General features: G+C 62.4%; 25 protein-coding genes and 1 tRNA gene. 21 read left to right on the top strand and 5 right to left on the bottom strand.

Annotated elements, in window-relative coordinates; genetic code table 11:
- Both F2P45_RS20395 and F2P45_RS20390 read right to left on the bottom strand, forming a co-directional pair.
- Positions 1 to 191 (bottom strand): transposase (locus F2P45_RS20395; protein WP_502572738.1); only part of this gene is annotated, 191 nt, incomplete at its 3' end.
- A gap of 553 nt (positions 192 to 744) precedes the next feature.
- Complete coding sequence (locus F2P45_RS20390) at positions 745 to 1,659, bottom strand: cation diffusion facilitator family transporter (protein WP_166879224.1); 915 nt, start codon at positions 1,657 to 1,659, stop codon at positions 745 to 747.
- A 127-nt stretch (positions 1,660 to 1,786) separates the two neighbouring features.
- On the opposite strand from F2P45_RS20390, the gene F2P45_RS20385 reads away from it, so the two are divergent.
- The 11 genes from F2P45_RS20385 (at position 1,787) to F2P45_RS20335 (ending at position 12,573) form a co-directional block, all read left to right on the top strand.
- Positions 1,787 to 1,863 (top strand) — tRNA-Val (locus F2P45_RS20385).
- Positions 1,864 to 2,196: 333 nt separating this feature from the next.
- Positions 2,197 to 4,104 carry a threonine--tRNA ligase gene (thrS, locus tag F2P45_RS20380; protein ID WP_166879221.1) on the top strand — a complete coding sequence of 636 codons (1,908 nt, stop codon included), beginning with the start codon at positions 2,197 to 2,199 and terminating at the stop codon, positions 4,102 to 4,104.
- A gap of 32 nt (positions 4,105 to 4,136) precedes the next feature.
- On the top strand, positions 4,137 to 4,676 hold the full coding sequence (gene infC, locus F2P45_RS20375) for a translation initiation factor IF-3 (protein WP_099878062.1): 540 nt from the start codon (positions 4,137 to 4,139) through the stop codon (positions 4,674 to 4,676).
- 355 nt (positions 4,677 to 5,031) lie between these two features.
- The gene (rpmI, locus tag F2P45_RS20370; protein WP_054262960.1) at positions 5,032 to 5,229 is read left to right on the top strand and encodes a 50S ribosomal protein L35; all 198 of its coding nucleotides are present in this window, start codon (positions 5,032 to 5,034) and stop codon (positions 5,227 to 5,229) included.
- 27 nt (positions 5,230 to 5,256) lie between these two features.
- Positions 5,257 to 5,616: a 50S ribosomal protein L20 gene (rplT, locus tag F2P45_RS20365; RefSeq protein WP_054262959.1), complete on the top strand. Its 360-nt coding sequence runs from the start codon at positions 5,257 to 5,259 to the stop codon at positions 5,614 to 5,616.
- Between the two features lie 124 nt (positions 5,617 to 5,740).
- The gene (gene pheS, locus F2P45_RS20360; RefSeq protein WP_166879219.1) at positions 5,741 to 6,757 is read left to right on the top strand and encodes a phenylalanine--tRNA ligase subunit alpha; all 1,017 of its coding nucleotides are present in this window, start codon (positions 5,741 to 5,743) and stop codon (positions 6,755 to 6,757) included.
- A gap of 17 nt (positions 6,758 to 6,774) precedes the next feature.
- Positions 6,775 to 9,201, top strand: a complete 2,427-nt coding sequence (pheT, locus tag F2P45_RS20355; RefSeq protein ID WP_166879217.1) for a phenylalanine--tRNA ligase subunit beta — start codon at positions 6,775 to 6,777, stop codon at positions 9,199 to 9,201.
- Positions 9,202 to 9,308: 107 nt separating this feature from the next.
- The gene (locus F2P45_RS20350; RefSeq protein WP_166879215.1) at positions 9,309 to 9,656 is read left to right on the top strand and encodes an integration host factor subunit alpha; all 348 of its coding nucleotides are present in this window, start codon (positions 9,309 to 9,311) and stop codon (positions 9,654 to 9,656) included.
- Positions 9,657 to 9,664: 8 nt separating this feature from the next.
- Positions 9,665 to 10,075, top strand: coding sequence for a MerR family transcriptional regulator (locus F2P45_RS20345; RefSeq protein WP_166879213.1), 411 nt, complete (start codon positions 9,665 to 9,667; stop codon positions 10,073 to 10,075).
- A gap of 203 nt (positions 10,076 to 10,278) precedes the next feature.
- A complete protein-coding gene (locus F2P45_RS20340) occupies positions 10,279 to 10,911 on the top strand; it encodes a response regulator transcription factor (RefSeq protein ID WP_054262954.1) in 633 nt (210 codons plus the stop codon).
- A gap of 195 nt (positions 10,912 to 11,106) precedes the next feature.
- A complete protein-coding gene (locus tag F2P45_RS20335; protein ID WP_166879211.1) occupies positions 11,107 to 12,573 on the top strand; it encodes a CHASE3 domain-containing protein in 1,467 nt (488 codons plus the stop codon).
- Positions 12,574 to 12,686: 113 nt separating this feature from the next.
- Here the strand turns inward: F2P45_RS20335 and F2P45_RS20330 are convergent, their stop codons facing one another.
- Complete coding sequence (locus tag F2P45_RS20330) at positions 12,687 to 13,496, bottom strand: Crp/Fnr family transcriptional regulator (RefSeq protein ID WP_166879208.1); 810 nt, start codon at positions 13,494 to 13,496, stop codon at positions 12,687 to 12,689.
- Positions 13,497 to 13,816: 320 nt separating this feature from the next.
- Here F2P45_RS20330 and F2P45_RS20325 point away from each other — a divergent pair, with 320 nt between their 5' ends.
- The 9 genes from F2P45_RS20325 (at position 13,817) to F2P45_RS20285 (ending at position 24,171) form a co-directional block, all read left to right on the top strand.
- Positions 13,817 to 14,482, top strand: a complete 666-nt coding sequence (locus F2P45_RS20325) for a response regulator transcription factor (protein ID WP_166879206.1) — start codon at positions 13,817 to 13,819, stop codon at positions 14,480 to 14,482.
- Entirely contained in the window at positions 14,479 to 15,822 is a 1,344-nt protein-coding gene (locus F2P45_RS20320; RefSeq protein WP_166879205.1) for a sensor histidine kinase, read from the top strand. The genes F2P45_RS20325 and F2P45_RS20320 overlap by 4 nt, the downstream gene beginning before the upstream one ends.
- Before the next feature lie 132 nt (positions 15,823 to 15,954).
- Entirely contained in the window at positions 15,955 to 16,569 is a 615-nt protein-coding gene (locus F2P45_RS20315) for a GspH/FimT family pseudopilin (RefSeq protein WP_166879202.1), read from the top strand.
- Positions 16,557 to 17,039: a type IV pilus modification protein PilV gene (gene pilV, locus F2P45_RS20310; protein ID WP_308613653.1), complete on the top strand. Its 483-nt coding sequence runs from the start codon at positions 16,557 to 16,559 to the stop codon at positions 17,037 to 17,039. Before F2P45_RS20315 ends, pilV begins: the two co-directional genes overlap by 13 nt.
- The gene (locus F2P45_RS20305) at positions 17,036 to 17,860 is read left to right on the top strand and encodes a PilW family protein (RefSeq protein WP_166879245.1); all 825 of its coding nucleotides are present in this window, start codon (positions 17,036 to 17,038) and stop codon (positions 17,858 to 17,860) included. The genes pilV and F2P45_RS20305 overlap by 4 nt, the downstream gene beginning before the upstream one ends.
- Positions 17,860 to 18,414, top strand: coding sequence for a pilus assembly PilX family protein (locus F2P45_RS20300; protein ID WP_166879198.1), 555 nt, complete (start codon positions 17,860 to 17,862; stop codon positions 18,412 to 18,414). The genes F2P45_RS20305 and F2P45_RS20300 overlap by 1 nt, the downstream gene beginning before the upstream one ends.
- A 30-nt stretch (positions 18,415 to 18,444) precedes the next feature.
- Complete coding sequence (locus F2P45_RS20295) at positions 18,445 to 21,945, top strand: pilus assembly protein (protein ID WP_166879196.1); 3,501 nt, start codon at positions 18,445 to 18,447, stop codon at positions 21,943 to 21,945.
- Positions 21,942 to 22,361 carry a type IV pilin protein gene (locus tag F2P45_RS20290; protein WP_166879194.1) on the top strand — a complete coding sequence of 140 codons (420 nt, stop codon included), beginning with the start codon at positions 21,942 to 21,944 and terminating at the stop codon, positions 22,359 to 22,361. Before F2P45_RS20295 ends, F2P45_RS20290 begins: the two co-directional genes overlap by 4 nt.
- 133 nt (positions 22,362 to 22,494) lie before the next feature.
- Entirely contained in the window at positions 22,495 to 24,171 is a 1,677-nt protein-coding gene (locus F2P45_RS20285) for a peptide chain release factor 3 (RefSeq protein ID WP_166879242.1), read from the top strand.
- A 95-nt stretch (positions 24,172 to 24,266) separates the two neighbouring features.
- On the opposite strand, the gene F2P45_RS35470 is transcribed toward F2P45_RS20285, so the two are convergent.
- Positions 24,267 to 24,704: a cupin domain-containing protein gene (locus F2P45_RS35470; RefSeq protein ID WP_187367196.1), complete on the bottom strand. Its 438-nt coding sequence runs from the start codon at positions 24,702 to 24,704 to the stop codon at positions 24,267 to 24,269.
- Positions 24,701 to 25,057, bottom strand: coding sequence for a hypothetical protein (locus F2P45_RS20275; RefSeq protein WP_166879192.1), 357 nt, complete (start codon positions 25,055 to 25,057; stop codon positions 24,701 to 24,703). Before F2P45_RS20275 ends, F2P45_RS35470 begins: the two co-directional genes overlap by 4 nt.
- A gap of 219 nt (positions 25,058 to 25,276) precedes the next feature.
- Between F2P45_RS20275 and F2P45_RS20270 the strand changes: the two genes are divergently transcribed.
- Complete coding sequence (locus tag F2P45_RS20270; protein ID WP_229505190.1) at positions 25,277 to 25,714, top strand: cache domain-containing protein; 438 nt, start codon at positions 25,277 to 25,279, stop codon at positions 25,712 to 25,714.
- Position 25,715: the final 1 nt, after the last annotated feature.

Below are 25,715 nucleotides of genomic sequence, written 5' to 3'. Positions count from 1 at the left end.
TGGAAGCTCAGGCGGTCGAGCAACTGGAATTCCATTTGTTCGTCGCTCAGGTTGAACAACTGCTGGATCAGCAGGACGCGAACCATGAGTTCGGTCGGGAACGGAGGACGCCCGCCGCGTTCGCGGCTGGGGCGGGGAGCGGCTTCATCAACCGCATCGGCAAGCGCGATGAAGTCGACATGCTGCTCCATCACCAAGCTTGTTCAGCTTGGCTTCGCGTTCCTGGTCGGCAAACAGACTCGTCTTGATCATGAAATTAGGTCAGCAACAGGAGCCGCTATGATGCCACGGCTGGGTCGGTTTTTCGAGGTGCCCAATAGTGTTACGAAAAGTAGTATGTCGTTCGATGTATTTATCGCGCCAGCGCACAGCGTCGGCTGGTAAATGTCTGATGAGTCAATGCTGGCGACCAGTTCGCGCGCATCTGAAAGCGATCGAAGCAGGAATTGTGCTGCGACTTTAAGCGCTTCGCGTTATTTACAAAGGCGCGCGTCGCAGCCGAATATGTCTGCTGGACCAACGTCGACCTGCTCGATTCTCGCAATGAGCGGCAGTGAATTACGCGGGGACATCTAGTCCGGCCTGCTGGCCAGCAAGAGCGGTTCGTGGCTTGCCGTGCGCGTGGGCGCGCCGTTGATCGGCTGGGATTGGAGGGCACCTTGCTAGTTGCCGTGCCTCGCGGGAGGCGCGCGTGGCGCACGAAGAGCCGCTCCGCCGCCCACGGCACCGGAATTTGCCGGACAGCTAGTCGTGCGACTCCGGTTGCAGGGTCACGTGGTCGATGCCGTGTTTGGTGAGCAGCATGTCCTTGACCATGGCCAGCACTTCCGGCCAGTCGCGCAGGTTGCCGATGCGCAGGTGGCCGATCAGCGCCGGCTGGCCGGGCGACATATCCCACACATGCAGGTCGTGCACCGACAGCACGCCAGGCATGGCGGCCAGATCGGCGCCGACTTGCAGGTAATCGATCTGGTTCGGCACGCCTTCCATCAGCGCATGGTAGGAGTCGCGCAGCACGCCGATGGTCGATTGCAATATCAGTACCGACACGAACAGCGACAGCAGCGGGTCGATCGGCATCCAGCCGGTAAAGTAGATGACGGCGCCGGCGGCAATCGCCGCGATCGAGCCGAGAATGTCGCCCATGACGTGCACCAGCGCGGCGCGGGTGTTGAGGCTCCCCTGGTCGCGCGAGAGCAACCACGCCACCAGCAGGTTGATCGCCAGGCCGACCACGGCGACCACGAACACGGTGCCGCCTTGTACCAGTTGCGGGCTGCGGAAGCGGTGCAGCGCTTCGAACACGATCCAGCCGACCACGGCCAGCATGGCGAGCGCGTTGACAAAGGCGGCCAGCGCTTCGGCGCGGCCGAAGCCGAACGAGTGGCGCGCCGAGGGTGGGCGCTTGGCGATCAGTTGCGCCAGCAGCGCCAGTCCGAGCGCGGCGGCATCGGTGACCATGTGACCGGCGTCGGAGATGAGCGCGAGCGAATTGGCGATGAAGCCGGTCAGCACTTCGATCACGGCGAACACCAGGGTCAGGCCAAGGGCGAAGGCGAGTGCGCCCTGGCTGCGGCCGACGGCCACGTGGGTATGTTTGGCATCGCCCTTGTGATGGGCGTGCAGGTGGGCGGAGGAGGGGGTGGGTTTGGCGTGCATGGCAGGAGTGTAATAGAAAACGCCAGCGCATTTCCCTGTCGCCAGGCGGGGTACTTTTGAGCGCTTGAACATCGTGTTGAAAAAGCGCTTGTCATTCGGAGAATGGCTCTCTATAATGCTGGTCTTCGGGCGGTTAGTTCAGCTGGTTAGAATACTTGGTCGACATCCAAGGGGTCGGGGATTCGAATTCCTCACCGCCCACCAGAACATGTAGTACTGAGTAAGAGAGAGAAAGGCATCATGGTTATGACACCGCGAACTACGACGGAGTTGTTCCAGCGACACTAGTCGAGGTGCTTCCTTTTGCTTTCTCAAAATGAAAAACGCGGCTAGCCCGCGTTTTTTTTCGTCCGCATTTTTGCGGGCCTCGACAAACCTGCTGCGCGGCGCGATTTCCGCCCGGGACGCGAAAGTCCTGCGATGCTCACCGTACCTTCGTACGGCTGCGCTTCTCGGACGAAACTCGCGCCGCTCGCTACGGTTTGTCGAGGCCCGCGATGTTTGTCTTTAAATAGCAGTTTCGTTCAGGAGAACAGCATGGTTTCAGTCCGCCTTCCCGATGGTTCCGAGCGCCAGTTTGATGGCCCAGTCACCGTAGCCCAGGTCGCAGCCAGCATCGGTACAGGCCTGGCCAAAGCGGCGCTGGCCGGCAAAGTCGACGGCAAAGTCGTCGATACCTCGTTCCTGATCGAGCAAAACGCCGATCTGGCCATCATCACCGATAAAGATCCCGAAGGCCTGGATGTGATCCGTCACTCCACCGCCCACTTGCTGGCCTACGCCGTCAAGGAACTGTATCCGGAAGCCCAGGTCACCATCGGCCCGGTGATCGAGAATGGTTTCTTCTACGATTTCGCCTACAAGCGCCCGTTCACCCCGGAAGACTTGGTGGCGATCGAAAAGAAAATGGCCGAACTGGTCAAGAAAGACGAGAAAGTCACGCGCACGGTGTTGCCGCGCGACGAGGCGGTCGCCTACTTCAAGTCGATCGGCGAAGACTACAAGGCCGAAATCATTGCATCGATTCCGGCCGGTGAAGATGTGTCGCTGTACGCCGAAGGCGGTTTCACCGACCTGTGCCGCGGCCCGCACGTGCCCAACACCGGCAAGCTGAAAGTATTCAAGCTCATGAAAGTGGCGGGCGCCTACTGGCGCGGCGACTCCAAGAACGAAATGCTGCAGCGTATCTACGGCACCGCCTGGCTCAAGAAGGAAGACCAGGAACTCTACCTGCACAATCTGGAAGAGGCGGAAAAGCGCGACCACCGCAAGCTGGGCAAGTCGCTCGACTTCTTCCACTTCCAGGATGAGGCGCCGGGCCTGATCTTCTGGCATCCGAAGGGCTGGACCATCTGGCAACAGGTGGAGCAGTACATGCGCAATGTGTACCAGGTCAATGGCTACCAGGAAGTCAAAGCGCCGCAGATCCTCGATCGCGGCCTGTGGGAAAAGACCGGTCACTGGGACAACTATCGCGAAAACATGTTCGTCACCGAGTCGGAAAACCGCTCGTACGCGCTGAAGCCGATGAATTGCCCGGGCCACATCCAGATTTTCAATTCCGGCATGAAGAGCTACCGCGACCTGCCGCTGCGCTACGGCGAGTTCGGCCAGTGCCACCGCAACGAGCCGTCCGGCGCGCTGCACGGCATGATGCGGGTGCGCGGCTTTACCCAGGATGACGGCCACATTTTCTGTACCGACGAGCAGATTCCGGGCGAAGTCGCCGCCTTCCACGCGCAGGCGATGGAAGTCTACACCGCGTTCGGCTTCGAGAACATCGACGTCAAGCTGGCCCTGCGTCCGGACAGCCGCATCGGCAGCGAGGAAAGCTGGGATATCGCCGAAGAGGCGCTGCGCAGCGCGCTGCGTGCCTGCAATGTGGAATGGACCGAGCTGCCGGGCGAGGGCGCCTTCTACGGTCCGAAGATCGAGTACCACCTGAAAGACAGCCTGGGCCGCGCATGGCAGGTCGGCACGGTGCAGATCGATCCGTCGATGCCGGGCCGCCTGGGTGCCGAGTACACCGCGCCCGACAACACCAAGCAGGTGCCGGTCATGCTGCACCGCGCGATCGTCGGTTCGCTCGAGCGTTTCATCGGCATCCTGATCGAAAACTACGCCGGCGCGATGCCGCTCTGGCTGTCGCCAGTGCAAGTATCGGTGCTCAATATTTCCGATTCGCAAGCCGAATACACCCAGGATGTGGCGGCGAAGTTGCGCAAGCTGGGGTACCGCGTTCACGCTGATTTGCGCAACGAGAAAATTACGTTTAAAATACGTGAACATTCCGTCCAAAAAGTGCCGTACATCCTCGTGATCGGTGACAAAGAGCGGGATGCCAACACTGTGGCCGTGCGAGCTCGTGGCAATGTCGATTTGGGAGTCATGTCCCTCGATGCCCTGGTGGAGCGCCTCAAACACGAGGTCGATTCCAAAGCTTGACGAGTTAAATCTCGACGCGGCTAATTCATCAGATTTTAAAAGGAAACAACATAGCTACTGACAAGTCGCATCGCATCAATGGCGAAATCACCGCCCCCGAAATGCGTTTATCCGGGGTGGAAAACGAGCCGCTTGGCATTGTGAGCCTGGCTGAGGCTTTTCGTCTGGCCGAAGAAGCGAACGTAGATCTGGTGGAAATTGCGCCGACCGCGCAACCACCGGTATGCCGTCTGATGGACTACGGCAAGTTCAAATATTCGGAGCAGAAGAAGGCGCACGAAGCCAAATTGAAGCAAAAGATCATCCTCGTGAAGGAAGTCAAATTCCGTCCGGGTACTGATGATGGCGATTACAATATCAAGCTGAAAAACCTGATGAAGTTCCTCGATGAGGGTGACAAAACCAAGATCACGCTGCGTTTCCGCGGCCGTGAGATGGCTCACCAGGACATCGGCTTCCGCATGCTGGAACGTTTGAAGGCCGATCTCGAGCCGTATGGCCAGGTCGAGCAGTTCCCGAAGATGGAAGGTCGTCAGATGATCATGATCCTCTCGCCGAAGAAGAAGAAATAAGCAAAGAACGGGCTGCCCAGGCAGCTTGTGCAAAAAAGCGCCCCGCCACGCAAGTGCCAGGGGCGCTTTGTTTTGTGGGTTGCACAGTGCGTATTCGTGTCGCTACCTTATGGGTCGTCTTCCCCGCCTTCGCGGGGACGACGATATTAAAGCTGGCAACTGCGGAAATGCCCGTTGCGAGTGTGTCAAAAGCAACATTCCCCTCATATGCTTGCATTTGCAGCCAATTTCTGTGTTATGATCTCCGGCTTCCTCCTTCACTGGCGGAAGACAATGTGAAAGCAGGCATCTAAGTGCAGCACAGCGTTGCCACCTGCAATCCTATAATGGAGCTGTCCGGAAGGACAGAACTGCTATGCCTAAAATGAAGACCAAAAGCTCCGCGAAGAAGCGTTTTCGCGTGCGTCCAGGTGGAACCGTTAAATCCGGTCACGCTTTCAAACGTCACATCCTGACCAAGAAAACCACCAAGAGCAAGCGCCAACTGCGCGGAATCACGAACGTCGATGCAGCGGATGTCAAGTCCGTCATGCGTATGATGCCGTCGGCTTAATCTCACCACTCACATTAAGGAGTTACTATGCCTAGAGTAAAACGTGGGGTTACAGCTCGTGCCCGTCATAAGAAAATTCTTGTACAAGCTAAAGGCTACCGTGGTCGCCGCAGCCGTGTATACCGTGTTGCCAAGCAAGCAGTCATGCGCGCTGGCCAATACGCTTACCGCGATCGCCGCAACAAGAAACGCGTATTCCGCCGCCTGTGGATCGCCCGTATCAACGCCGCTTCCCGTGAGCATGGCGTAACGTACAGCGTATTCATGAACGGCCTGAAAAAAGCATCTATCGAACTGGACCGTAAAGTCCTGGCCGATATGGCTGTGATGGACAAGCCGGCGTTCGCCGCGATTGTCGCAGCAGTGAAAGCCAAGATCGCTGCGTAAGCAATGATCGATGCAAGTGCCGCCTTCGGGTGGCGCGAAAAGAGCGGGGCAGAGGTTCAAACCTGTGCCCCGTTTTTGATTGTGGCGCGTGCGCCAGTCCCGCTCAACAGGAAAAAACCATCGCATGAACTCCCTGGAAGAACTTGTCGTCTCGGCACAGGCTGACTTTATCGCCGCCGAAGACGCTGCCGCACTGGAAAACGCCAAAGCCAAGTATCTTGGCAAGACTGGCCAGATTACCGAGCAAATGAAGGGCCTGGGCAAGCTCGACCCGGAACAGAAAAAGACCCAGGGCGCGCTGATCAACGCCGCCAAGGTCCGGATCGAAAACGCCCTGACCGCGCGCCGCGACGCGCTCGCCAACGCCCAGCTCGAAGAGCGTCTGAACGCCGAAGCGATCGACATCACCTTGCCGGGCCGCGGCCGCTCCACGGGCGGCATCCACCCGGTGATGCGCACTTGGGAACGGGTCGAGGAAATCTTCCGCTCGATCGGTTTCGATGTGGCCGACGGTCCCGAAATCGAAAACGACTGGACCAATTTCACGGCGCTCAACAGCCCGGAAAACCACCCGGCGCGTTCGATGCAGGATACCTTCTACATCGAAGGCAATGACAGCACCGGTAAACCCTTGCTGCTGCGCACCCACACCAGCCCGATGCAGGTACGCTACGCGCGCACCCACACGCCGCCGATCAAGGTGATCGCACCGGGCCGCACCTACCGTGTCGACAGCGATGCGACCCACTCGCCGATGTTCCACCAGGTCGAAGGCCTGTGGATCGCCGAAGATATTTCGTTCGCCGACCTCAAGGGCGTGTACCTGAACTTCGTCAAGGCTTTCTTCGAGACCGACGACCTGCAGGTGCGCTTCCGTCCGTCGTACTTCCCGTTCACCGAACCGTCGGCCGAGATCGACATCGCCTTCGGCAGCGGCCCGCTCAAAGGGCGCTGGCTGGAAGTGTCGGGCGCCGGCCAGGTGCACCCGACGGTGGTGCGCAACTTCGGGCTCGACCCTGAAAAATTCATCGGCTTCGCGTTCGGCTCCGGCCTCGAGCGCCTGACGATGCTGCGTTACGGGATCAACGACCTGCGCCTGTTCTACGAAGGCGACCTGCGCTTCCTGAAGCAATTTAACTAATTCAAGGTTCACTGATTATGCAATTTTCCGAAAATTGGCTCCGTACCATGGTCGATCCGAAGATGACTTCGGATGAACTGGCTCACCTGCTGACCATGTCCGGCCTGGAAGTGGAAGAAGTCGAAGCGGTCGCGCCGCCATTCTCGAACGTGGTCGTGGCCGAAGTGCTGGAAGTGGCCAAGCATCCGAACGCGGACCGCCTGAACGTGTGCAAGGTCAACGTCGGCACCGGCACCTTGCTCAACATCGTGTGCGGCGCGCCGAACGTGCGCGCCGGCATGAAGGCCATCTGCGCCATGGCCGGCGCGATCCTGCCGCCGGGCGCGGACGGCAAGCCGTTCGTGATCAAGGTCGGCGAGCTGCGCGGCGTGGAATCGCAGGGCATGATGTGCTCGGCCAAGGAACTCAAACTGTCCGAGGAAACGAGCGGCCTGATGGAGCTGCCGGAAGATGCGCCGGTCGGCCAGAATATCCGCGACTACCTTGCGCTGAACGACCTCAAGTTCACCATCAAGCTGACCCCGAACAAGGCGGACTGCCTGTCGGTGCTGGGCGTGGCGCGTGAAGTGTCGGCCCTGACCGGCACCCCCTTGACCCTGCCGCAAACGCGCCAGGTGGCCGTCAACGGCAGCGAAATCCTGCCCGTCAAGATCAGTGCGCCGGACCTGTGCGGCCGCTTTACCGGGCGCGTGATCCGCGGCCTGAACGCCAAAGCCGCCACCCCGGACTGGATCCGCCAGCGCCTCGAGCGCAGCGGCCAGCGTCCGCTGTCGGCCCTGGTCGATATTTCCAACTACGTCATGCTGGAACTGGGCCGTCCGTCGCACGTGTTCGACATGGACAAGATCCATGGTTCGCTGGACGTGCGCTGGGGCAAAAAGGGCGAGTCCCTCAAGCTCTTGAACGGCAACACCGTGGACGTCGACGACTGGATCGGCGTGATTGCCGACGAACAGGAAATCGAATCGCTGGCCGGCATCATGGGCGGCGATGCCACCTCGGTGACGTTAGAAACCACGAATATTTACCTGGAAGCGGCGTTCTGGTGGCCGAACGCGATCCAGGGCCGCGCCCGCCGCTTTAACTTTTCGACCGATGCGGCGCACCGCTTCGAGCGCGGCGTCGATTTCGCCACGACCGTCGAACACATCGAGCGCATCAGCGCGCTGATCGTCGAAATCTGCGGCACCCACGACACCGTGATCAGCCCGATCGACGACCAGATCGTCAACGTGCCGCTGCCGAAAGCGGTCACTCTGCGCACCGCGCGCGCGCAAAAAGTGATCGGCGTGCCGATTAGCGACGCCATGGTGGCCGACATCTTCACCCGCCTGGGCCTGCCGTTCACGCAGGAGCCTGGCGTGTTTTCCGTCACCGCGCCGACCTACCGTTTCGACATCGAAATCGAGGAAGACCTGATCGAGGAAGTGGCGCGCGTGTACGGCTTCGAGAACATCCCGGCGCTGCCGCCGGTGGCCGCCAGCCAGATGATCATCGCGCCCGAAAACACCCGTTCGCTGTTCGCCGTGCGCCACCAGCTGGCCGACCTCGGCTACCAGGAAGTGGTGAACATGAGTTTCGTCGATTCCGCATGGGAAACCGACTTTGCCGACAACACCGACCAGATCAAGCTGGTCAACCCGATCGCCAGCCAGATGAACGTGATGCGTTCTTCGCTGATCGGCTCCCTGGTTGCCAATGTGCGCTACAACCTGAACCGCAAAGCGGGCAGGGTGCGCGCCTTTGAAGTCGGCGCCATCTTCCGCCGCAATGCGCAAGCGGCCGATGGTCCGCTCGCGATCGCCGGTTTCGACCAGCCCAAGCGCGTGGCCGGCATCGCTTACGGTCCGGCGCTGGACGAGCAATGGTCGGTCAAGTCGGCGCCTGTCGACTATTTCGATGTGAAAGCCGATGTGGAAGCCCTGTTCGCGCCGCGCACCTTGCGTTTCGTGAAAACCGCGCATCCGGCGCTGCATCCGGGACGCTCGGCCGTGATCGACCTCGACGGCCAGGAAATCGGTTTCATTGGCGAATTGCACCCGCGCTGGCTGCAAAAGTACGATTTGCCGCAGGCGCCGGTACTTTTCGAGGTGGATGCCATTGCGTTGCAGCAACGATCCGTGCCAAAATATGAAGAGATTTCGAAATTCCCCGGCGCCACGCGCGACCTCGCTTTTGTCGTGAAAAGCACGCTGGCGGCGCAGGACCTGCTCGATGCGTTCACTGCGGAATTGCAGGTAAATCCGGCAGGAAAGATTGTGCAAGCCATTGTTTTGTTTGATGAATATCGCGGAAAAGGATTGGAGGCGGACGAAAAAAGCCTTGCTTTCCGCTTTAGCTTGCAAGATACTCAAACCACCCTGCAGGACGATGTGGTCGAAGGCGTCATGAAGGCGCTGGCTGCGTCGGCTGAGCAGAAACATGACGCGAAGCTGCGTTCATAACCGATCCCACCAGCAGTAACGACACGAGGCAGGGCTGTAAAATTAATAACAACGACGTTGATTCCGCCGTACTCCAGTCGGCGCTGGCAGCCGACCTGCACCGCGCGATGCAGGATGCCAGGGTTCGCCAGGATGCGGCGAAGAATCTGCCGACCCTGACCAAGGCCGAGCTGGCCGAACTGCTGTTCGAGCAGGTCGGCCTGAACAAGCGCGAAGCCAAGGACATGGTCGAGACTTTCTTCGACGAGATCAGGAACGCGCTCGAGCGTGGCGAAGCGGTGAAGTTGTCGGGCTTCGGCAACTTCCAGCTGCGCGACAAGCCGCAGCGCCCCGGCCGCAATCCCAAGACCGGCGAAGAAATTCCGATCACGGCGCGCCGCGTCGTGACCTTTCACGCCAGCCAGAAGCTCAAAGGCATGGTCGAAGAAACCAGCCCGATGGCGCGCGCCGCCTGAACTGACCCATGAATGATCGTGCGAGCAAGTCCGAGCTGATCGTGCTGCCGGCCATCCCGGCCAAGCGCTATTTCACGATCGGCGAAGTGAGCGAGTTGTGCGGCGTCAAACCGCACGTACTTCGCTACTGGGAGCAGGAATTTACCCAGCTTAAACCGGTCAAACGACGTGGAAACCGCCGCTATTACCAGCACCACGAGGTGTTGCTGATCCGTCGTATCCGCGAACTGTTGTACGAACAAGGCTTTACGATCAGTGGTGCGCGCAATAAACTCGATAGCCGCATCGGCGCGCTGCTGGCGCCACCCGATGCCGACGCCGGCCCGGAGCAAGATGCCGTGGCGGCGCCGCCCGAGATCGACCGCGCCCTGATCCGCAGCGAACTGCTCGCCATCCTGGCCGTGCTCAAAGGCACTTAGGACGGCGGCGAGGTCCCGTGGCACATTGCAGGGGGCTTCGCGCCCCCTGTTTGTTCGAGCCCATCTGAGCGGGCGGGGCCGCGCGGCGCGTCATACGTGTTTGTACTGAACAGCCAGAGTGCTAGAATACTAACGCATGCGCAGTGCCGGGCGCGCGGTTCGCCTCGGCTCTTTCCTATGCAAGGATAATTTAAGGGAAGACAATGATACGCGTTGCCATATGTGACGATCACCAGATAGTACGTGCAGGTTTCAAACAGATTTTTTCTTCGTCACCCGACTTCGATGTCGTGGCCGAAGGGGCCACCGGGCGCGAAGCGCTGGACATCGCGCGCCGCGAAATTTGCGACGTGCTGCTGCTCGACATCGCCATGCCGGACCAGAGCGGGATCGATATCCTGCGCACCATTCGCCAGGGGCAGCCGAACCTGCCGGTGCTGATCCTGTCCGGCTATCCGGCGCAGCAATATGCGCTGAACCTGTTCAAGATGGGCGCCAACGGCTACCTCAACAAGGAATGCGAAGCCGACGAGCTCAAGACCGCGGTGCGTACCGTGTTCCAGGGCCGCCGCTACGTCAGTTCCACGGTCGGCGAACTGCTGGCGCAGAGCTTCGACCGCGATCCCAACACGGCGCTCCATACCGAGTTGTCGGACCGCGAGTTCCAGGTGTTCCTGCGCCTGGCCAAGGGCGCAACCGTGTCCGACATCGGCGTGGCGCTGTCGCTCTCCATCAAGACCGTGTCGACCTACCGCACCCGGATCATGGAAAAAATGGGTTTGCAGTCGAACAGCGACCTGACCTATTACGCCATGAAGAACAACCTGCTCGACTGACCTCCCGGGTGTGGCGGGCGCGGCCGGGCCGCCGCCCGCAGCTGCGCCTGTCTTTCCGGCCGCGCGGCCTGGCGGCACGCCCCGCCCGCGCCGGCGCGTCCCTTCCTCCTACAGTCCAGTTCGGCTGCGCCACGGCATTTCCCGGTCTATAATTTGTTTCCGCCCGGCTTTGCAGTGCGCAAAAGGATTTCCAGGATGTATTTTTCCACCGAACCACCGGTGACCACCGGTTTGCCCTTCTATAAGACGGTGGTCTGCCTGACCTGTGTGATCATCCTCATCATCAACGGCTTCAGCCTGTTTCACAACCTGGGGCAGCTCAAGGGCGCCAACGAGATCCAGGGCCAGACCGCCAAGGTGATCGACAAGGTCCAGTACGTCAACGTGCTGATCATGGATGCCGAAAGCAGCCTGCGCGGCTACTTTCTGTCGGGCTCGGAAGTCTACCTGGGACCGCTGCGCACGGCCTCGTCCGAGATCGACGCCCAGTTCGCCGAACTCGACCGCCTGCTGGCCGAGACGCCATCCCAGCGCCGCAACCTGGCCCAGCTGCACACCCTGGTCTACCGCAAGCTCGACACCATGAACCAGGTGCTCGACGTCTACCGCCAGGGCGGGCTGGACGACATCGTCAAGATCGCCGGCTCTTCCGACAGCAAGTCCGACATGGATGAAATCCGCATGCAGGTGGTGATCCTGGTGCAGGAGCAAAACGAATTGCTGGCCGCCCGCAGCGCCACCTTTGCGCGCGAGTACCAGAATGCCGTGTTCCTGGGCATCAGCATCAACGCCATGGCGATCCTGGTGCTGGCCCTGTTCTACCGCCTGATCCGGCGCAGCTACTTTGCCCGCGTCACGACCCAGCGCGCGCTGGAAAGCGCCAACGACAACCTCGAATCGATGGTGGTGTTGCGCACCGAGCAGCTGTCGGTGCTCTCGCGCCACCTGATCAGCGTCAGCGAAGAGGAAAAGGCGCGCCTGGCGCGCGAACTGCACGATGAACTGGGCGCCAACCTGACCTCGATCAATATCGATTTGAATGCCGTGGCCGACGCCGTGCGCGCGGCCCGGCCGGACCTGGCGCTGATGCTCGACCGCGCGCGCGGCACCCTGGTCGACACGGTCGAACTGAAGCGCCGCATCGTCGAAAACCTGCGCCCCAGCCTGCTCGACCACCTGGGCCTGGCGGCCGCCGTGCAAAGCTATTGCGAAGAATTCGGCAAGGTCACCAAGCTCGACTGCGAGGCCCTGATCGACGGCGATGTCGACGTCGCCGGGCCGATGCATGCGATCGCGGTGTTCCGGATCGTCCAGGAGTCGCTCAACAATATTGCCAAGTATGCGCGCGCGCGCCATGTGATCGTGCATCTGGGGCGCGAAGCGGGCGGCGTGTCGCTGGAAGTGAGCGATGACGGGGTCGGCATCGACGTCGACGCCGTGGCCAAGCCAAAATCGCATGGTTTGCTTGGTATGCGCGAGCGCGCTTTGCTGCTGGGAGGGAGTTTGCGGGTGAAGCGCGGCGTCAACAACGTGGGAACATGCGTGGAAGCATTCATTCCGCTGTCGCGCGTGGCCGACAGCGGAGAAACGGCGCCGGAGCTCCCGGCGCCGCTGCCTCTAGAGCCTACTACGGGCGATAGAAGTCGCAACTGGCGCGCCTGACAAGCGGGGGCATCGTTGCTCGTCGTCGCATGGTAAACCATGCGTCCTCCTCTCGCCTTGCCCACGCTTGCCATGCATCGCCATTCGCTTCCTCCTATCGCCCGTAATAGGCTCTAGCGGGCTACATCCATCAGCAGGCGATCGTACTCAGTCTTCGCGACCTTATAGCATTCGCCGGCGTACGCTTCGAGGCCCTGGCGGTCAATCACGGTGATGTTGCCGCGACGGTATTGAATCAGGCCGTCGTCCTGCAGCTTGCCCGCCGCCGCGGTGATGCTTTCGCGGCGCACGCCCAGCATGATCGAAATCAGTTCCTGGGTCACTTTCAGCTCGTTCGAGGCGGAGCGGTCGAGGCGGTCGAGCAGCCAGCGGCACAGCTTTTGTTCGATCGAGCTGTGACGCCCGCCCACGGCGTTCTGGGCCATCTGGGCGAACAGCGCATTGGTGTAGCGCATCAGCAGCTGGGGCAGGGCGCCGCCCTGGTTGAAGGCGTCGCGCAGGTACTGGGTCTTGAGGCGGTAGCCGTAGCCGGCGCTCTGGACCACGGCGCTGCACATGGCGCGCTCGCCCATGAACAGGGACATGCCGACCACCCCTTCATGGCCGACCACGGCGATCTCGGTGGTGGCGCCGTCTTCCATGACGTACAGCAAGGAGACGATGGCGGTGGTCGGGAAGTAGACGTTTTCGAGCTTGCTGCCGTATTCAAACAATTCTTTGCCAAAAGGCAGGGCGACCAGTTCCAGGTGTTCGAACAGGGTCTCGAGATCCTTGCGGGGAAGCGCGGCCAGCAATTCGTTCTGCTGGGTACCGCTAAAGCTGACAACGGGGCGGGCCGCAACTTTTAATTCTTGCGCGCTGGCAGGAATCTGGCCGACCGGCGATGTGTTCTGGGCGGTACCACCAAGTTGAGTGTTGTTCATTTTTATTCCTCACTATCTGAGACGGACTTCAAGGGCGCTTCACCTGGACTTGCAGCGAATCGCGATGTACGAACAGTAAAGCTTCCGTCTGTTGGCGAACATAAGACTGCTAGTCGCCCCCATGTAGGTTCAATGCATAAATCCTTGTGGGCCTGGTCCTACTGGGGAGAATTGGGAATAATTATCATTTTGCTCATGCTTTAAGGTGGGTGAACGCACAGAACATGCACAAAACCACCTTTTTGACAGTCGGCAATCCTTGGAAGCTGCCCCTGCCATGCCTCATAATATGAATATCGCAACTTACTGAAAGCCCCGGCATGCACGTATTACTGGTCGAAGACGATGCCGTGCTGGCCGATGGCCTGACCCGCCTGCTGCAGGGGCACGCGATGGTGGTCGACGTGGTCGGCAGCGGCACCCAGGCCGACCAGGTGCTGCAGCGCACCGAGGTGGCGGTGGTGGTGCTCGACATCGGCCTGCCCGGCATCGACGGCTTCGAGGTGGTGCGGCGCCTGCGCGCGCGCGGCAGCGCCGTGCCGGTCTTGCTGCTGACCGCGCGCGACGCCATCGAAGACCGCGTGCGCGGCCTCGAACTGGGTGCCGACGATTACCTGGTCAAGCCCTTCGCCACCGCCGAGCTGGTGGCGCGCATCAAGGCCCTGGCGCGGCGCAACACGCCCAAGCCGGCCGTGCTCGGCCTGGGCCGGCTGGTGCTCGACACCTCGTCCAAGCGCGCCAATATCGATGGGCGCCCGGTCGAGCTGTCGGTGCGCGAATGGGCGGTGCTCGAATACCTGTTGCAGCACGGTGCCCGGGTGGTCTCGAAACAGCAGATCATCGACGCCATTTTGCCGTGGGGCGAGGATGTCAGCCTGAACGCGGTGGAAGTCTACATTTCGCGCCTGCGCATCAAGATTGCCGACGCCGGCATCAGCATCCGCACCATCCGCGGCTTCGGCTACATGCTTGAGCAGGATGTATGAAAAGCATCCGGCTGCGCCTGCTGCAATGGCTGATCGTGCCGATTTTGCTGATCAACCTGGCCGGCGCCGCCCTGACCTACATGCTGGCCTGGATACCCGCCCAGCTCGCCTTTGACCAGACCCTGGCCGACGCCGGCAGCGCGCTGGCGGCGCGCCTGTACAGCGGACCGGGCCAGCCCGGCATCGACTTGCCGACCCAGGCCGAGCAAGTGTTGCGTGCCGACGATGTCGACGCCCTGTACTTCATCGTGCGCACCCACGACGGCAAGGTGATCGCCGGCGACGCCGATTTTCCGGCGCTGGCCGCGCCCAACAGCCGCGCCTACGACGACGCGATGCGCGGCGAGCCGGTACGGGTGTCGAGCCGGATCGTCGGCAAGGGCGCGCGCGCGGTCCACATCGGGGTGGCCAAGACCATGCGCAAGCGCTCCCAGGTGCGCTCGGCCACCCTGCGCGCCCTGGTCTTGCTGGAAACCCTGTTCACCCTGACCCTGATCGGCCTGATCTGGATCTCGGTCACCAACGGCTTGCAGCCGCTGGCGCGCATGCGCGCCAACCTGCTCCAGCGCGACGCCACCGAACTGGCCCCGCTCGACCATGTCGGGGTGCCGCTCGAACTGAGCCCGGTGATGGGCGCCTTCAATGAACTGCTCGACAAGGTGCGTTCCGGCGCCAAGGCCCAGCACGATTTCCTGGCCGATGTCGCGCACCAGCTGCGCACCCCGCTGGCCGGGGTCAAGCTGCAGCTCGAGTGGCTGGCCGCGCGCTACCCGGCCGATCCGGAAACGCTGCATTCGGTGCGCCTGATGCTGCTCTCGAACGAGCGCATGATCCGCCAGACCAACCAGCTGCTGGCGCTGGCCCGGGCCGAGCCCTCGCGCTTCGAAAAGAACCGGCTCGAACAGATCGACCTGGCGCTGCTGGTCGAGCAGGTGATCCAGTATTTCGTCGACGAGGCCGGCAAGAAGCGGATCGACATCGGATTCGAACTCAAGCGCACGATGGTGGCCGGCGACCGCTTCCTGCTGCGCGACCTGATCGATAACCTGATCGACAACGCGGTGCGCTACACCCCGCGCGCCGGCACCGTGACGGTGCGCTGCTTCAGCGAGGACGACGCCAGCGTTCTGCAGGTCGAAGACTCCGGCCCCGGTATCGCGCCGCACCTGCGCGGGCGCGTGTTCCAGCGCTATGTGCGGCTGGACGACAAGACCGAAGGCAGCGGCCTCGGCCTGGCCATCGTGCGCGACATCGCGCTGGCGCATAACGCCCGCATCGATGTGCTGGCCGGTCCCGGCGGCGGCGGCACCCTGATGTGCGTGCGTTTCCCCAAAAATTAGCCAAAAAACAGCGGTTTACGTGCACTTGTCAGGATTTTGTCAGCCTTTCCTCAGGGAACTGCAAGGTTGGGTATTTATAATTGGCAATATCCAAGGAGGCCGTCCGCTCCCAACCTTTTGAAAGTGTATCCCATGACCTATTCGGCGCTTCATGCCAGTGCGCGCGGCACCGGCCCCGCCCGCCGCGTCGTCCGACGGCGCGCGCACGGTTTCACCCTGCCGGAGTTGCTCATCACGGTCGTCATTCTCGGTGTCGCCACCGCGGTCGGCTTGCCGCTCATGAAAGATTTCGTCGATGATTCGGCGGTCTCGGCACAGGCCGAACAACTGCTGGCCTCGATCAACTACACCCGTTCCGAAGCGGTCAAGCGCAATGGCCGGGTCAGCATGTGCCGCAGCGCGGACGGCCTGGCCTGCGGTGGTGGCGATGCAGGCGACTGGCACGCCGGCTGGCTGGTCTTCGTCGATGGCGATACCGTCGGCGTCAAGGATGGCGAGGATGAGCTGCTGCGCGTGCAGCGCGGCGTTCCCGGCAAGGCGCTGCTGACGGCCACCGGCGACGTTGCCGATTTCATCTCGTACAACGGCACCGGCCAGACCCGCAGCGCCGCCAATGCCGGCTTGAGCGGCACGATCTATTCCTGCCAGTCCTCGACCAAGGCCAAGCGCCGCGTCCTCGAGTTCCGTCCGGGCACGGGCTGGGTCGGCGTCAAAATTGTTGATGGAGCAGCCACATGTACAGCTTAAGCAAGGAGAAAACAATGCGGCGTCAGCAAGGATTTTCGCTGATTGAAATCTTGATCACGATGTTGGTCATGAGTGTGGGTCTGCTCGGCATCGCCGGCATCATCCTGACCAACCTGAAGAACAACCAGAGCTCCCAGGCGCGCGGCCAGGCCACGGTGCTGGTCAACGACATCGTCGACCGCATGCGCGCCAACCGCACGACCGCCGAAACCCTGGTGGCCGGCCAGTCGCCGTACACCCTGGCCATCGACGCCGAAGCGCCGGCCGATGCCAGCGTGGTGTCGATGGACCTGGCGCAGTGGCGCGCGGCGGCGGCCCAGGCTATCCCGAAAGGCAAGGGTTCGGTGAAGTATGTTCCCGCCACCCGCAAGTTCCAAATTGTCGTCCAATGGGACGATTCGCGCGTCAAGGCCGATGCCACCACCTATGGTCCGGCGGCCCAATCAATTTCCGTGGAGACGCAATTATGAGCGGTCCTATTTCCTTCGCCCCGTACCGGGCGCCACGCGCCGGCGCGGACGGGTTCGGCCTGATCGAGGTGCTGGTCGCCATGACCCTGGGCCTGGTGCTGCTGGGCGGGGTCGGCTACCTGTTCATCGGCAGCAAGCAGATGTCGGTGGCCCAGAGCGATGGCGTGCGCATGAATGAGTCGGCGCGCAATGCCACCGATGTCATGGGGCGGGCCTTGCGCCAGGCCGGCTACAAGCTCAATGTCGATGCGCCGCTGGTGCCGGGTCCGCTGGGCGGGACGAATGATCCAGGTGCGGGCTCGGATGTCCTGATCGTGCGGCATGACCCGTCCTGGACCTCGACGGCGGCGGCGACCGGCTTGCGCACCGGACAGGAAGCCAACTGCGAAGGGGCGACCGTGGACTCCAACAATCCGAACGACCCCGGCACCGGCGCTCCCGGCACCAACGTGTCGCAGGTGGTTTACCAGTTCCGCGTGGTGGAAACCCAGCTCAAGTGCTTCGCCACGGACAGCCTGGATGTCGACACCAGCACTGGCGTGGTGGTGGCCGAGAACATTGAAAACATGCAGGTTACCTATGGCATCGGCACCGGGGCCGAAGCCATCACCGCCTACATCGACGGTCCGGACGCGGCGCAGTACCTCCAGGTCTCGGCGGTCCGGGTCAGCCTGCTGGTGCGCGGGCCGTCCACCAAGGGCGTGGTCGGCGGCACGCAATCGCTCGACTTCAACGGCGCCAAAGTGGCCATCGCCGATGGCCGCCTGCGCAGCGTGGTCACGACCACGTTCATGGTGCGTAACCAGACAAGGTGGAATTAATGAGAATACATACTACTCCGCGCTACCGCGCTTCCCAACAAGGTGCGGTGCTCGTCAGCGGCCTGATTTTCCTGGTGGTGCTGACCATGTTCGTGCTCGCCCTGGTGCGCGGCGGCACGCTCGAAGAGCGCCTGGCGCGCAACTCGCGCGACCAGCAAGTGGCGCGCGAAGCGGCCGAAACGATGCTGCGCCATGCCGAGGAAACAATGTTTAACAGAGCCCCGTTCGACCCGTTCGACAGCACCCAGTTCAGTGTGGCCTGCCCCGGAGCACGCTGCCGCAACCAGGTCGAAACCGACATGGTCAACATCGTCGACTGGAAGGATGAAGCGGTCACCAACACCTTCGCCACCCTGGCCGACCAGGTCGCCGACCTGAACGAGCAACCGCGTTACTTCATCGAACTGATCAAGGCTCCTGAATATATCAATGCCAAAACGCCGTGCTCGCCCGGGATTGCCAAAGTGACGGCACGGGCCAAGGGCAAAGGCGGTGCGGTGGCCATCGTGCAATCGACCTTTCGTTTCCGTGTCTTTACCAATGTTTGCGGCTAGTGCTGTACTCACAACCGTCGGAGAATCATCATGCAACTAAGAACTAAATTACTCGCGGGGGTCAGCCTGGCAGGTTTGGCTGTTGCCGCGTTCGTCGCGGTGAATGCGGCGGAGGTGTTCACACCGTCGGCGCAGCCGGTCGGCTATATCGGCCAGCCGGTGCCGTCGAACATCGACGTCTCGAGCGGCACCGAGAAAATGTTTTCGATCGACTATAACTCGTTCGACTGGAGCGGCAATCTGCACGCTTATCCGATCACCAAGACCGGCGCCATCGGCGCCGCCGATGCCTGGACCGGCGGCGCCGCCGCGGCGATCGGCAAGCAGACCGCCGACAGCCGCATCATCGTCACCCGCAACGAAAGCGGCAGCGGCGGCATGCCGTTCCGCTGGGTCAAGATGAGCAAGGACGAGGCCGGATACCGCAAGCTGCTCGATCCGACCGCGGTGGATGCGGACGACTCCGACATCCTCAAGTTCGTGCGTGGCGATACCAGCAAGGAACTCAAGAACGGCGGCGGGCTGCGCTCGCGCGGCAGTGTGCTCGGTGACATCATCCACTCGACTCCGGTCTACCACAACGACGGCACTAGCAAGACCGTGTTTGTCGGCGCCAACGATGGCATGTTGCACGCAATCAATGCCGCTGACGGCTCGGAGCGCTTCGCCTATATTCCCGGCGCGCTCATGGGCGGCCTGAAGGATCTGGCGAGCAAAGACTACAAACACCGCTACTATGTCGATGGCGGCATTTCCTTGCGCACCATGGACAAGCAAACCTTCCTGGTCGGCGCCCTTGGTGCTGGCGGCCAGGCCCTGTATGCGCTCGATGTGACCAGCATGCCGGCCGACGAGACCAGCGCGGCGTCCAAGGTCCTGTGGGAAGTTACCAACAAGACCGAAGGTTACAAGGACCTGGGCTACACCTACAGCGCGCCGGTCCTGGTCAAGCTCAACGCCACCACCCCGGCGGCGGTGGTCGGTAACGGCTACTACGGCGACCCTGCCACCTCCAACGGCCATGCCGTGCTGTACGTAATCAACGCCAAGACCGGCGAGCTGATCCGTCCGATCGATACCGGCGCCGGCAGCGCGAGCGCGCCGAACGGCCTTTCCTCGCCGTCCGTGCGCGACAGCGATAACGACGGTTACAGCGATACCGCGTATGCCGGCGATTTGCTGGGCAATATGTGGATGTTCGACCTGATCAAGGGAACCTCGACCTTGCTGCATGACGGCGGCGGCGCGGGGCGTTCGATCACCATGGCTCCCGGCCTGGCATCGCATCCGGCCGGCGGCTCGATGGTGCTGTTCGTCACCGGACGGCTGTTGACTCCGGGCGACCTGACCGCGAAAACGACGGTGGACCATGCGATTGGCGTATGGGACAAGGCCGACCTCACCAAGGGCACCTATGTTACGCAGACCTTGACCGAGCGGGAGTACACTCTGAAGACGGGGACGGAGGCGGAGAAGGTGCGCGTTCGCACCGTCACCAACGAGCCGCTGAACTATTCCGGCGGTGTCAACAAGGGCTGGAAAGTGGAATTGAAAATTGACGCGGGCGAGCGCGTGGTTGGCGATGGCGCTTACGTCAACGGCAAAGTGTTCCAGTTTTTCACCACCAACCCGACTAAAACGCCCGATGCCAAGCCGCCCGGCGAGAACTGGTGGATGCAATTGAACTACCTGACCGGTGGCGACACCCACAGCGTGGTGTTCGACCTGAACGTCGACCGTGCATTTACCGCCGACGATCTGATCGACGAAACCGTGGGAAGCACCACCACGACCTATTATCCGGTCGGCCGCCACATGGGTGGAGGCGTGCGTTCGCAACTGGTTGGCGTATCGGCCGGCGGCATTGACGTGTTCCAGGCCAGCTTCGACCGCAACGGCGCGCCGAAGCCGCCGGTTATCGTCGATGTTCTTCCGGAAGTGGTCAAGGGCGAGCGCGGCGTGGAAGGTGGTCACTTCGATACCGACTTCTTCTGCTACGTGCGCTGCGGCAATCTGAAAAGCAGCTCGACCGGCGCATACAGGTATGCCACGACCCAGTCGAGCAACGGCTACTATTCGCTGGGCCGGGCTGCCGATAATGCGGTCGAAGGCAAGGGTCTCAATTATGTTCACGTTCACGAGTATGACGACATCTATGACGTCACCGGCTTGAGCATGATCAATCCGAGCCAGGACTTGCAGCGCCTGCATACGGTCTCCGTACCCGCGATCACCACGAAGTCCCTGCCGGACACGCCCGCGTTGAAAGCGGCAAAAACTTACCCACCCGAGGCGACGACGGTGGCTGGCACCCCGACCACATCGACGACCAAGGTGGCTAGCAACACGCAGAAAACCGAGGTGAGCTACCTGACTGATTCGGCAATCACCTACGTGTCCGGACCGGTGCCAGTACTGGTCAGTGGCAAAGTGGCAATGGTGACAACGAGAGAGTATACCTCGACCTACGTCGAGAATGCCTATTCCTATACAGCATCGGGCGACAAGAAGGCGCCTTACTGGCAGAAACGGACCAGGACGGAGAAAACATGGAAAACCACCCTCACCGAAAGCGCCACCACGGATAACACCGAGTTCAAGCTGCTGATGGCAAACCAGCAGCATTCGCCGGCAATCAGCTTCAAGGTGCTCGGCGCGGTGGTGGCTGGCAAGCAGGCCGAATACGACGGCCCGGTGATCGGGTACCAGACCCAGGACGCAATGAAGGTGGCGGAAATGACGAAATACTCCATGGCCTCGGTCAAGGAGATGATGTGGTCGATGCCGCTGAACGCATTTACCGTCAAGGAGTGGGTGCCGGGCGAAAAGCGGACCGGCGTGCATCCGATGCACCCGAATTGCGCCGGCGTTGCCGTGAAAGAGGCGGTACGCGGTGCGGGCAGTGCATGGCGTAATGGCGCCCTGACCCTGCAGATCGTCTCGGCCAACATCACCCAGGATGACATCGAACTGAATGTGGCGGGCCAGCCGAAGCTGGGCTACCGCCTCAAGAAAGATCGCTACGAGGCGTCATCCGGCAAACTCATTGCGGAGTACCTGATCTACTGGCACCATCCCGAGGTGCGCTGCATGACGGATGGAACCTACAACATGGCTCCGCCAGTAACGACCAAACTTGCAGGCGCGCCAGCCATTCCGGGCAAGTCGGCCGAAGGAGCGAAAGATCCGAAAGGCGTGTTCGTGCCAGTCCCCGGGAAAACGCCTGACGACATCCCGCCGCCGCCGCCGAATACCGTCACCAATAACCTTGACGGCAGCGTCACCACGATCGTCTGGACGCATACGCCCCAGGGGACCGATGGCGGCTACATCCGCACGGGCGTGTCGACCACCGTCTGGCCGAATGGCAGCAGTGGCAGCACCGGGACCGGCGACGCTGGCGGCGTGCTGGTCGGCGGCGAGACCGAGGATTGCGTTGGCACCGACTGCAAGCCAACTGTGGTAGAGGAGGGTGAACCCTCGAAGTCGCCCAATATCGGCCGCATCAACTGGCGGGAGCTGCAGCGATGATGGCGGGCGCACGCACCATGCCGGGGCGGCGCCGCTCCGGCGGCTTCACCCTGATCGAGTTGTTCATCGCGTGCGCCGTGGTGGGCATCCTGTCCGCCATCGCGTACCCGTCCTATACGCAGTACGTGCTGAACTCGCACAGGTCGACCGCCAAGGCGATCCTGAGCGAGCAGGCCCAGTACATGGAGCGCTTTTACACCAGCAAGGGCACCTATGAAGCCGCCCCGGTGCTGGCCGCGCAGTCGCCGAAAACGGGAGATGCCAGGTATGTGATCTCGATCAAGGCGCAGACGGCCGACGCGTTCACCTTGCTCGCCACGCCGCAGGGCAAGCAGCTCGACGACAAATGCGGCGCGCTGATGCTCGAGCACACCGGCACCACCAGCACCGAAAAAGTCGCCGACAAGTGCTGGTAAGGCCGGCCCGGGGCGCCGGGCGGCCGTAACACCGCAGGCGCGGCTCCCCGCCGCGCCTGAATCAGTTCACACGAGCAGGGCAAGTATCGGTAAAATCGTGGGTTTTGTGCGAGGCCATGTTATGGCTGAGAATATGGCCAACGATACCGATACTTCCCTTCCCGCTTCAGACCTTCCCGCTTCAGACGTTTCCGCCTCCGGCGCGACGCCCGCTCCCGCGGCGATTGCCCGCGAAGTGGCGCGCCGCCGTACTTTCGGCATCATTTCCCACCCCGACGCCGGCAAGACCACCCTGACCGAAAAGCTGCTGCTGTTTTCGGGCGCGATCCAGATGGCCGGCACGGTCAAGGCGCGCAAAAGCGGCCGCCACGCCACCTCCGACTGGATGGAGATCGAAAAGCAGCGCGGCATTTCCGTGGCCAGCTCGGTGATGCAGTTCGAGCACCGCGAGCATGTCATCAACCTGCTCGACACCCCCGGCCACCAGGACTTCTCGGAAGACACCTACCGCGTGCTCACCGCCGTCGACTCGGCCCTGATGGTGATCGACGCGGCCAAGGGCGTGGAAGCGCAGACCATCAAGCTGCTGGCCGTATGCCGCATGCGCAACACGCCGATCGTCACCTTCATGAACAAGATGGACCGCGAAACGCGCGATCCGCTCGACCTGCTCGACGAACTCGAATCGGTGCTCAAGATCGAGTGCGCGCCGGTGACCTGGCCGATCGGCATGGGCAAGAACTTCCGCGGCGTGTACCACCTGCTGCGCGATGAAATCATGCTGTTCAAGGCCGGCGAAGAAAAGGCCGACGGCGCATTCGAAATCGTCAAGGGGATCGACAATCCGAAGCTGGCGGCCATGTTCCCGCTCGAAATCGAGCAGCTGAAAATGGAAGTGGAGCTGGTACACGGCGCCTCGCACCCGTTCGACCTGGAGCAGTTCCTGGCCGGCGTGCAGACTCCGGTGTTTTTCGGTTCGGCCATCAACAACTTCGGCGTGCGCGAAATCCTCTCGGCGCTGGTCGACTGGGCCCCGGCCCCGCGCGAGCGCGACGCCACCGTGCGCGTGGTCGCCCCGAGCGAGCAGCCGTTCTCCGGTTTCGTCTTCAAGATCCAGGCCAACATGGACCCGGCCCACCGCGACCGCATCGCCTTCCTGCGCGTGTGCTCGGGGCGCTTCGAGCGCGGCATGAAGGTCAAGCACCTGCGCCTGGGGCGCGAGATCAAGGTCTCGTCGGTGGTCACCTTCATGGCGTCCTCGCGCGAGCAGGTCGAGGAAGCCTACGCCGGCGACATCATCGGCTTGCCGAACCACGGCAACATGCAGATCGGCGACAGCTTCTCCGAAGGCGAGATGCTGCAATTTACCGGCATTCCGTATTTTGCGCCGGACTTCTTCCGCTCGGTGCGCATCCGCAATCCGCTCAAGATCAAGCAGCTGCACAAAGGCTTGCAGCAGCTCGGCGAAGAGGGCGCGGTGCAGGTCTTCAAACCGGTGCAGGGCGGCGAACTGGTACTGGGCGCGGTCGGGGTGCTGCAGTTTGAAGTGGTGGCCAGCCGCCTGCTCAACGAGTATGGCGTCGACGCCGTGTTCGAAGGCACCAGCATCAGCAGCGCGCGCTGGATCAGCGGCGAAGACAAGCGCATCCTGTCCGACTTCGAAGCGGCCCTCGGCCACAACGTGGCCTACGATGCGGCCGGCAACATGGCGTACCTGGCGACTTCCAACGTCAACCTGCGCCTGACCGAAGAGCGCTGGCCCAAGCTGACCTTCCACGCCACCCGCGAGCACGCGGTCAAGCTGGCCTAAGCGGCGCGCGCGCGGCGCGGCCGGCAAGCGTCGTCACGCATCGCTGCGGGCGGCGCTTTTTGCGTTAACGACAAGGCGGCCGCGCCGGCGGTGGCTTACCGGGCCGGCGTGGCCAGCGGCTTGTTTTTGTCGACCACGAACACGCCCACCAGGCGCATGGCGGCGCGGCCCGGGTTGTGGGCGTCGTGCACTACGCCGGCCGGCACCACGAAGGCGTCGCCGGCGCGCAGCAGGCGTGGCGCGGCGCCGTCGACCAGCAGCTGGCCTTCGCCTTCGAGCACATAGCCGATTTCGTCGCCCGGATGGGTGTGGCGCCCGGCGCGCGCGCCGGCCGCCAGCTCGACCCGCATCACCACCGCATCATGCCCGGGAAGCGATGACGCGGCCCGCTGCACTTCGGTGCGCACGATGCCCCCCGGCCCCGGCCCCGGCCCCGGCCCCGGCGATGGCGGCGGCGATGGCGATGGCGGCGGCGGCGCGGCGCAGCCGGCCAGGGTCAGGCCCAGCAGGCACACCAGCGCAACGCCCCTCATGGCGCCGCTTTCGCGCCGCGCGCCATGGCGCGGCCCAGCAGCCAGGCGTCGAGCGCGCTGGCCAGCCAGCACACCAGCATCACGGCGGCGGCGAGATTCATCATCGGCGAGGCGGTCTCGCCCTGCTGGTGCAGGCGCTCGGCGATCAGCACCGGATCGGCCGGCAGCGCGCCGCGCAGCACGTCATCGACCATCAGCGAGGCGCTGTCGAGAACCTGCTTGAAAAAATAGATGGCCGCGGCCAGGGTCGGCAGGATGAACAGGCAGGCGCGCGCGCGCCGGCCCAGGTAAAACTGGCCGGTGCCCGGAAACACGAGACCTGATAACAACAGGGCGACAACTGAACGATCCATCTCTCTTCCTTGGCTGGGTTGGCGCGGTCCGCACGATTGATCCTGCGCAAACCGGCGCCCCGCGCGAACGCGTAAATTAACCTATGCGCTCAGGAAACATTGCGCGAACTCATCTCGCGCAAGCCCACTGGCAGACAATCATACCTGCGCCGGCACCGGAATGCGCGTTCACCGACGTTGAAGGACATCATTGTGAAGATTCTCATCAAGGCCGGCGTCTTGCTGGCCTGTTTCTGGGGCGCGGCGGCGGCCGGCGGCACGGCCGCCGCGGCCGAGCCGAGCGAAAAGGATGCGGTCGCACTGGCCGAAAAGGGCGCGCGCTTCATGCGCCTCAAGGGCAAGGAGGAAATGATCCGCCGGATCATTGCGCGCGACCCCGAGTACAACCAGGGCGCCCTGTACCTGGCCATGCGCGACCTGGGCGGCATCACGGTGGCCCATCCGACGGTGGCCCTGATCGGCAAGGACCTGCGCGACGTGCCTGACGCCGACGGCAAGCTGTTCCGCCACGAGATGATTGCGATCGCCAACGGTCCGGGGCGCGGCTGGGTCGACTACAAGTTCAAGAATCCGGTCAACGGCAAGGTCGAAGCCAAGACCACGTATGTGTTGCGGATTGGCGACGTGGCCCTCGAAGCCGGCGTCTACAAGCACTGAC

Origin of the sequence: Massilia mucilaginosa (genome assembly GCF_011682145.1) — a bacterium.
GTDB lineage: Bacteria > Pseudomonadota > Gammaproteobacteria > Burkholderiales > Burkholderiaceae_D > Telluria_A > Telluria_A mucilaginosa.
This window is presented reverse-complemented; position numbering and strand designations above follow the sequence as displayed.

Excerpts from the sequence above, each read along its gene's own strand:
- F2P45_RS20390 (WP_166879224.1), bottom strand. The coding sequence starts at position 1,659 with ATGCACGCCAAACCCACCCCCTCCTCCGCCCACCTGCACGCCCATCAC.
- thrS (WP_166879221.1), top strand. The coding sequence starts at position 2,197 with ATGGTTTCAGTCCGCCTTCCCGATGGTTCCGAGCGCCAGTTTGATGGC.
- rpmI (WP_054262960.1), top strand. The coding sequence starts at position 5,032 with ATGCCTAAAATGAAGACCAAAAGCTCCGCGAAGAAGCGTTTTCGCGTG.
- rplT (WP_054262959.1), top strand. The coding sequence starts at position 5,257 with ATGCCTAGAGTAAAACGTGGGGTTACAGCTCGTGCCCGTCATAAGAAA.
- pheS (WP_166879219.1), top strand. The coding sequence starts at position 5,741 with ATGAACTCCCTGGAAGAACTTGTCGTCTCGGCACAGGCTGACTTTATC.
- pheT (WP_166879217.1), top strand. The coding sequence starts at position 6,775 with ATGCAATTTTCCGAAAATTGGCTCCGTACCATGGTCGATCCGAAGATG.
- F2P45_RS20350 (WP_166879215.1), top strand. The coding sequence starts at position 9,309 with ATGCAGGATGCCAGGGTTCGCCAGGATGCGGCGAAGAATCTGCCGACC.
- F2P45_RS20345 (WP_166879213.1), top strand. The coding sequence starts at position 9,665 with ATGAATGATCGTGCGAGCAAGTCCGAGCTGATCGTGCTGCCGGCCATC.
- F2P45_RS20340 (WP_054262954.1), top strand. The coding sequence starts at position 10,279 with ATGATACGCGTTGCCATATGTGACGATCACCAGATAGTACGTGCAGGT.
- F2P45_RS20335 (WP_166879211.1), top strand. The coding sequence starts at position 11,107 with ATGTATTTTTCCACCGAACCACCGGTGACCACCGGTTTGCCCTTCTAT.
- F2P45_RS20330 (WP_166879208.1), bottom strand. The coding sequence starts at position 13,496 with ATGAACAACACTCAACTTGGTGGTACCGCCCAGAACACATCGCCGGTC.
- F2P45_RS20325 (WP_166879206.1), top strand. The coding sequence starts at position 13,817 with ATGCACGTATTACTGGTCGAAGACGATGCCGTGCTGGCCGATGGCCTG.
- F2P45_RS20320 (WP_166879205.1), top strand. The coding sequence starts at position 14,479 with ATGAAAAGCATCCGGCTGCGCCTGCTGCAATGGCTGATCGTGCCGATT.
- F2P45_RS20315 (WP_166879202.1), top strand. The coding sequence starts at position 15,955 with ATGACCTATTCGGCGCTTCATGCCAGTGCGCGCGGCACCGGCCCCGCC.
- pilV (WP_308613653.1), top strand. The coding sequence starts at position 16,557 with ATGTACAGCTTAAGCAAGGAGAAAACAATGCGGCGTCAGCAAGGATTT.
- F2P45_RS20305 (WP_166879245.1), top strand. The coding sequence starts at position 17,036 with ATGAGCGGTCCTATTTCCTTCGCCCCGTACCGGGCGCCACGCGCCGGC.
- F2P45_RS20300 (WP_166879198.1), top strand. The coding sequence starts at position 17,860 with ATGAGAATACATACTACTCCGCGCTACCGCGCTTCCCAACAAGGTGCG.
- F2P45_RS20295 (WP_166879196.1), top strand. The coding sequence starts at position 18,445 with ATGCAACTAAGAACTAAATTACTCGCGGGGGTCAGCCTGGCAGGTTTG.
- F2P45_RS20290 (WP_166879194.1), top strand. The coding sequence starts at position 21,942 with ATGATGGCGGGCGCACGCACCATGCCGGGGCGGCGCCGCTCCGGCGGC.
- F2P45_RS20285 (WP_166879242.1), top strand. The coding sequence starts at position 22,495 with ATGGCCAACGATACCGATACTTCCCTTCCCGCTTCAGACCTTCCCGCT.
- F2P45_RS35470 (WP_187367196.1), bottom strand. The coding sequence starts at position 24,704 with ATGAGGGGCGTTGCGCTGGTGTGCCTGCTGGGCCTGACCCTGGCCGGC.
- F2P45_RS20275 (WP_166879192.1), bottom strand. The coding sequence starts at position 25,057 with ATGGATCGTTCAGTTGTCGCCCTGTTGTTATCAGGTCTCGTGTTTCCG.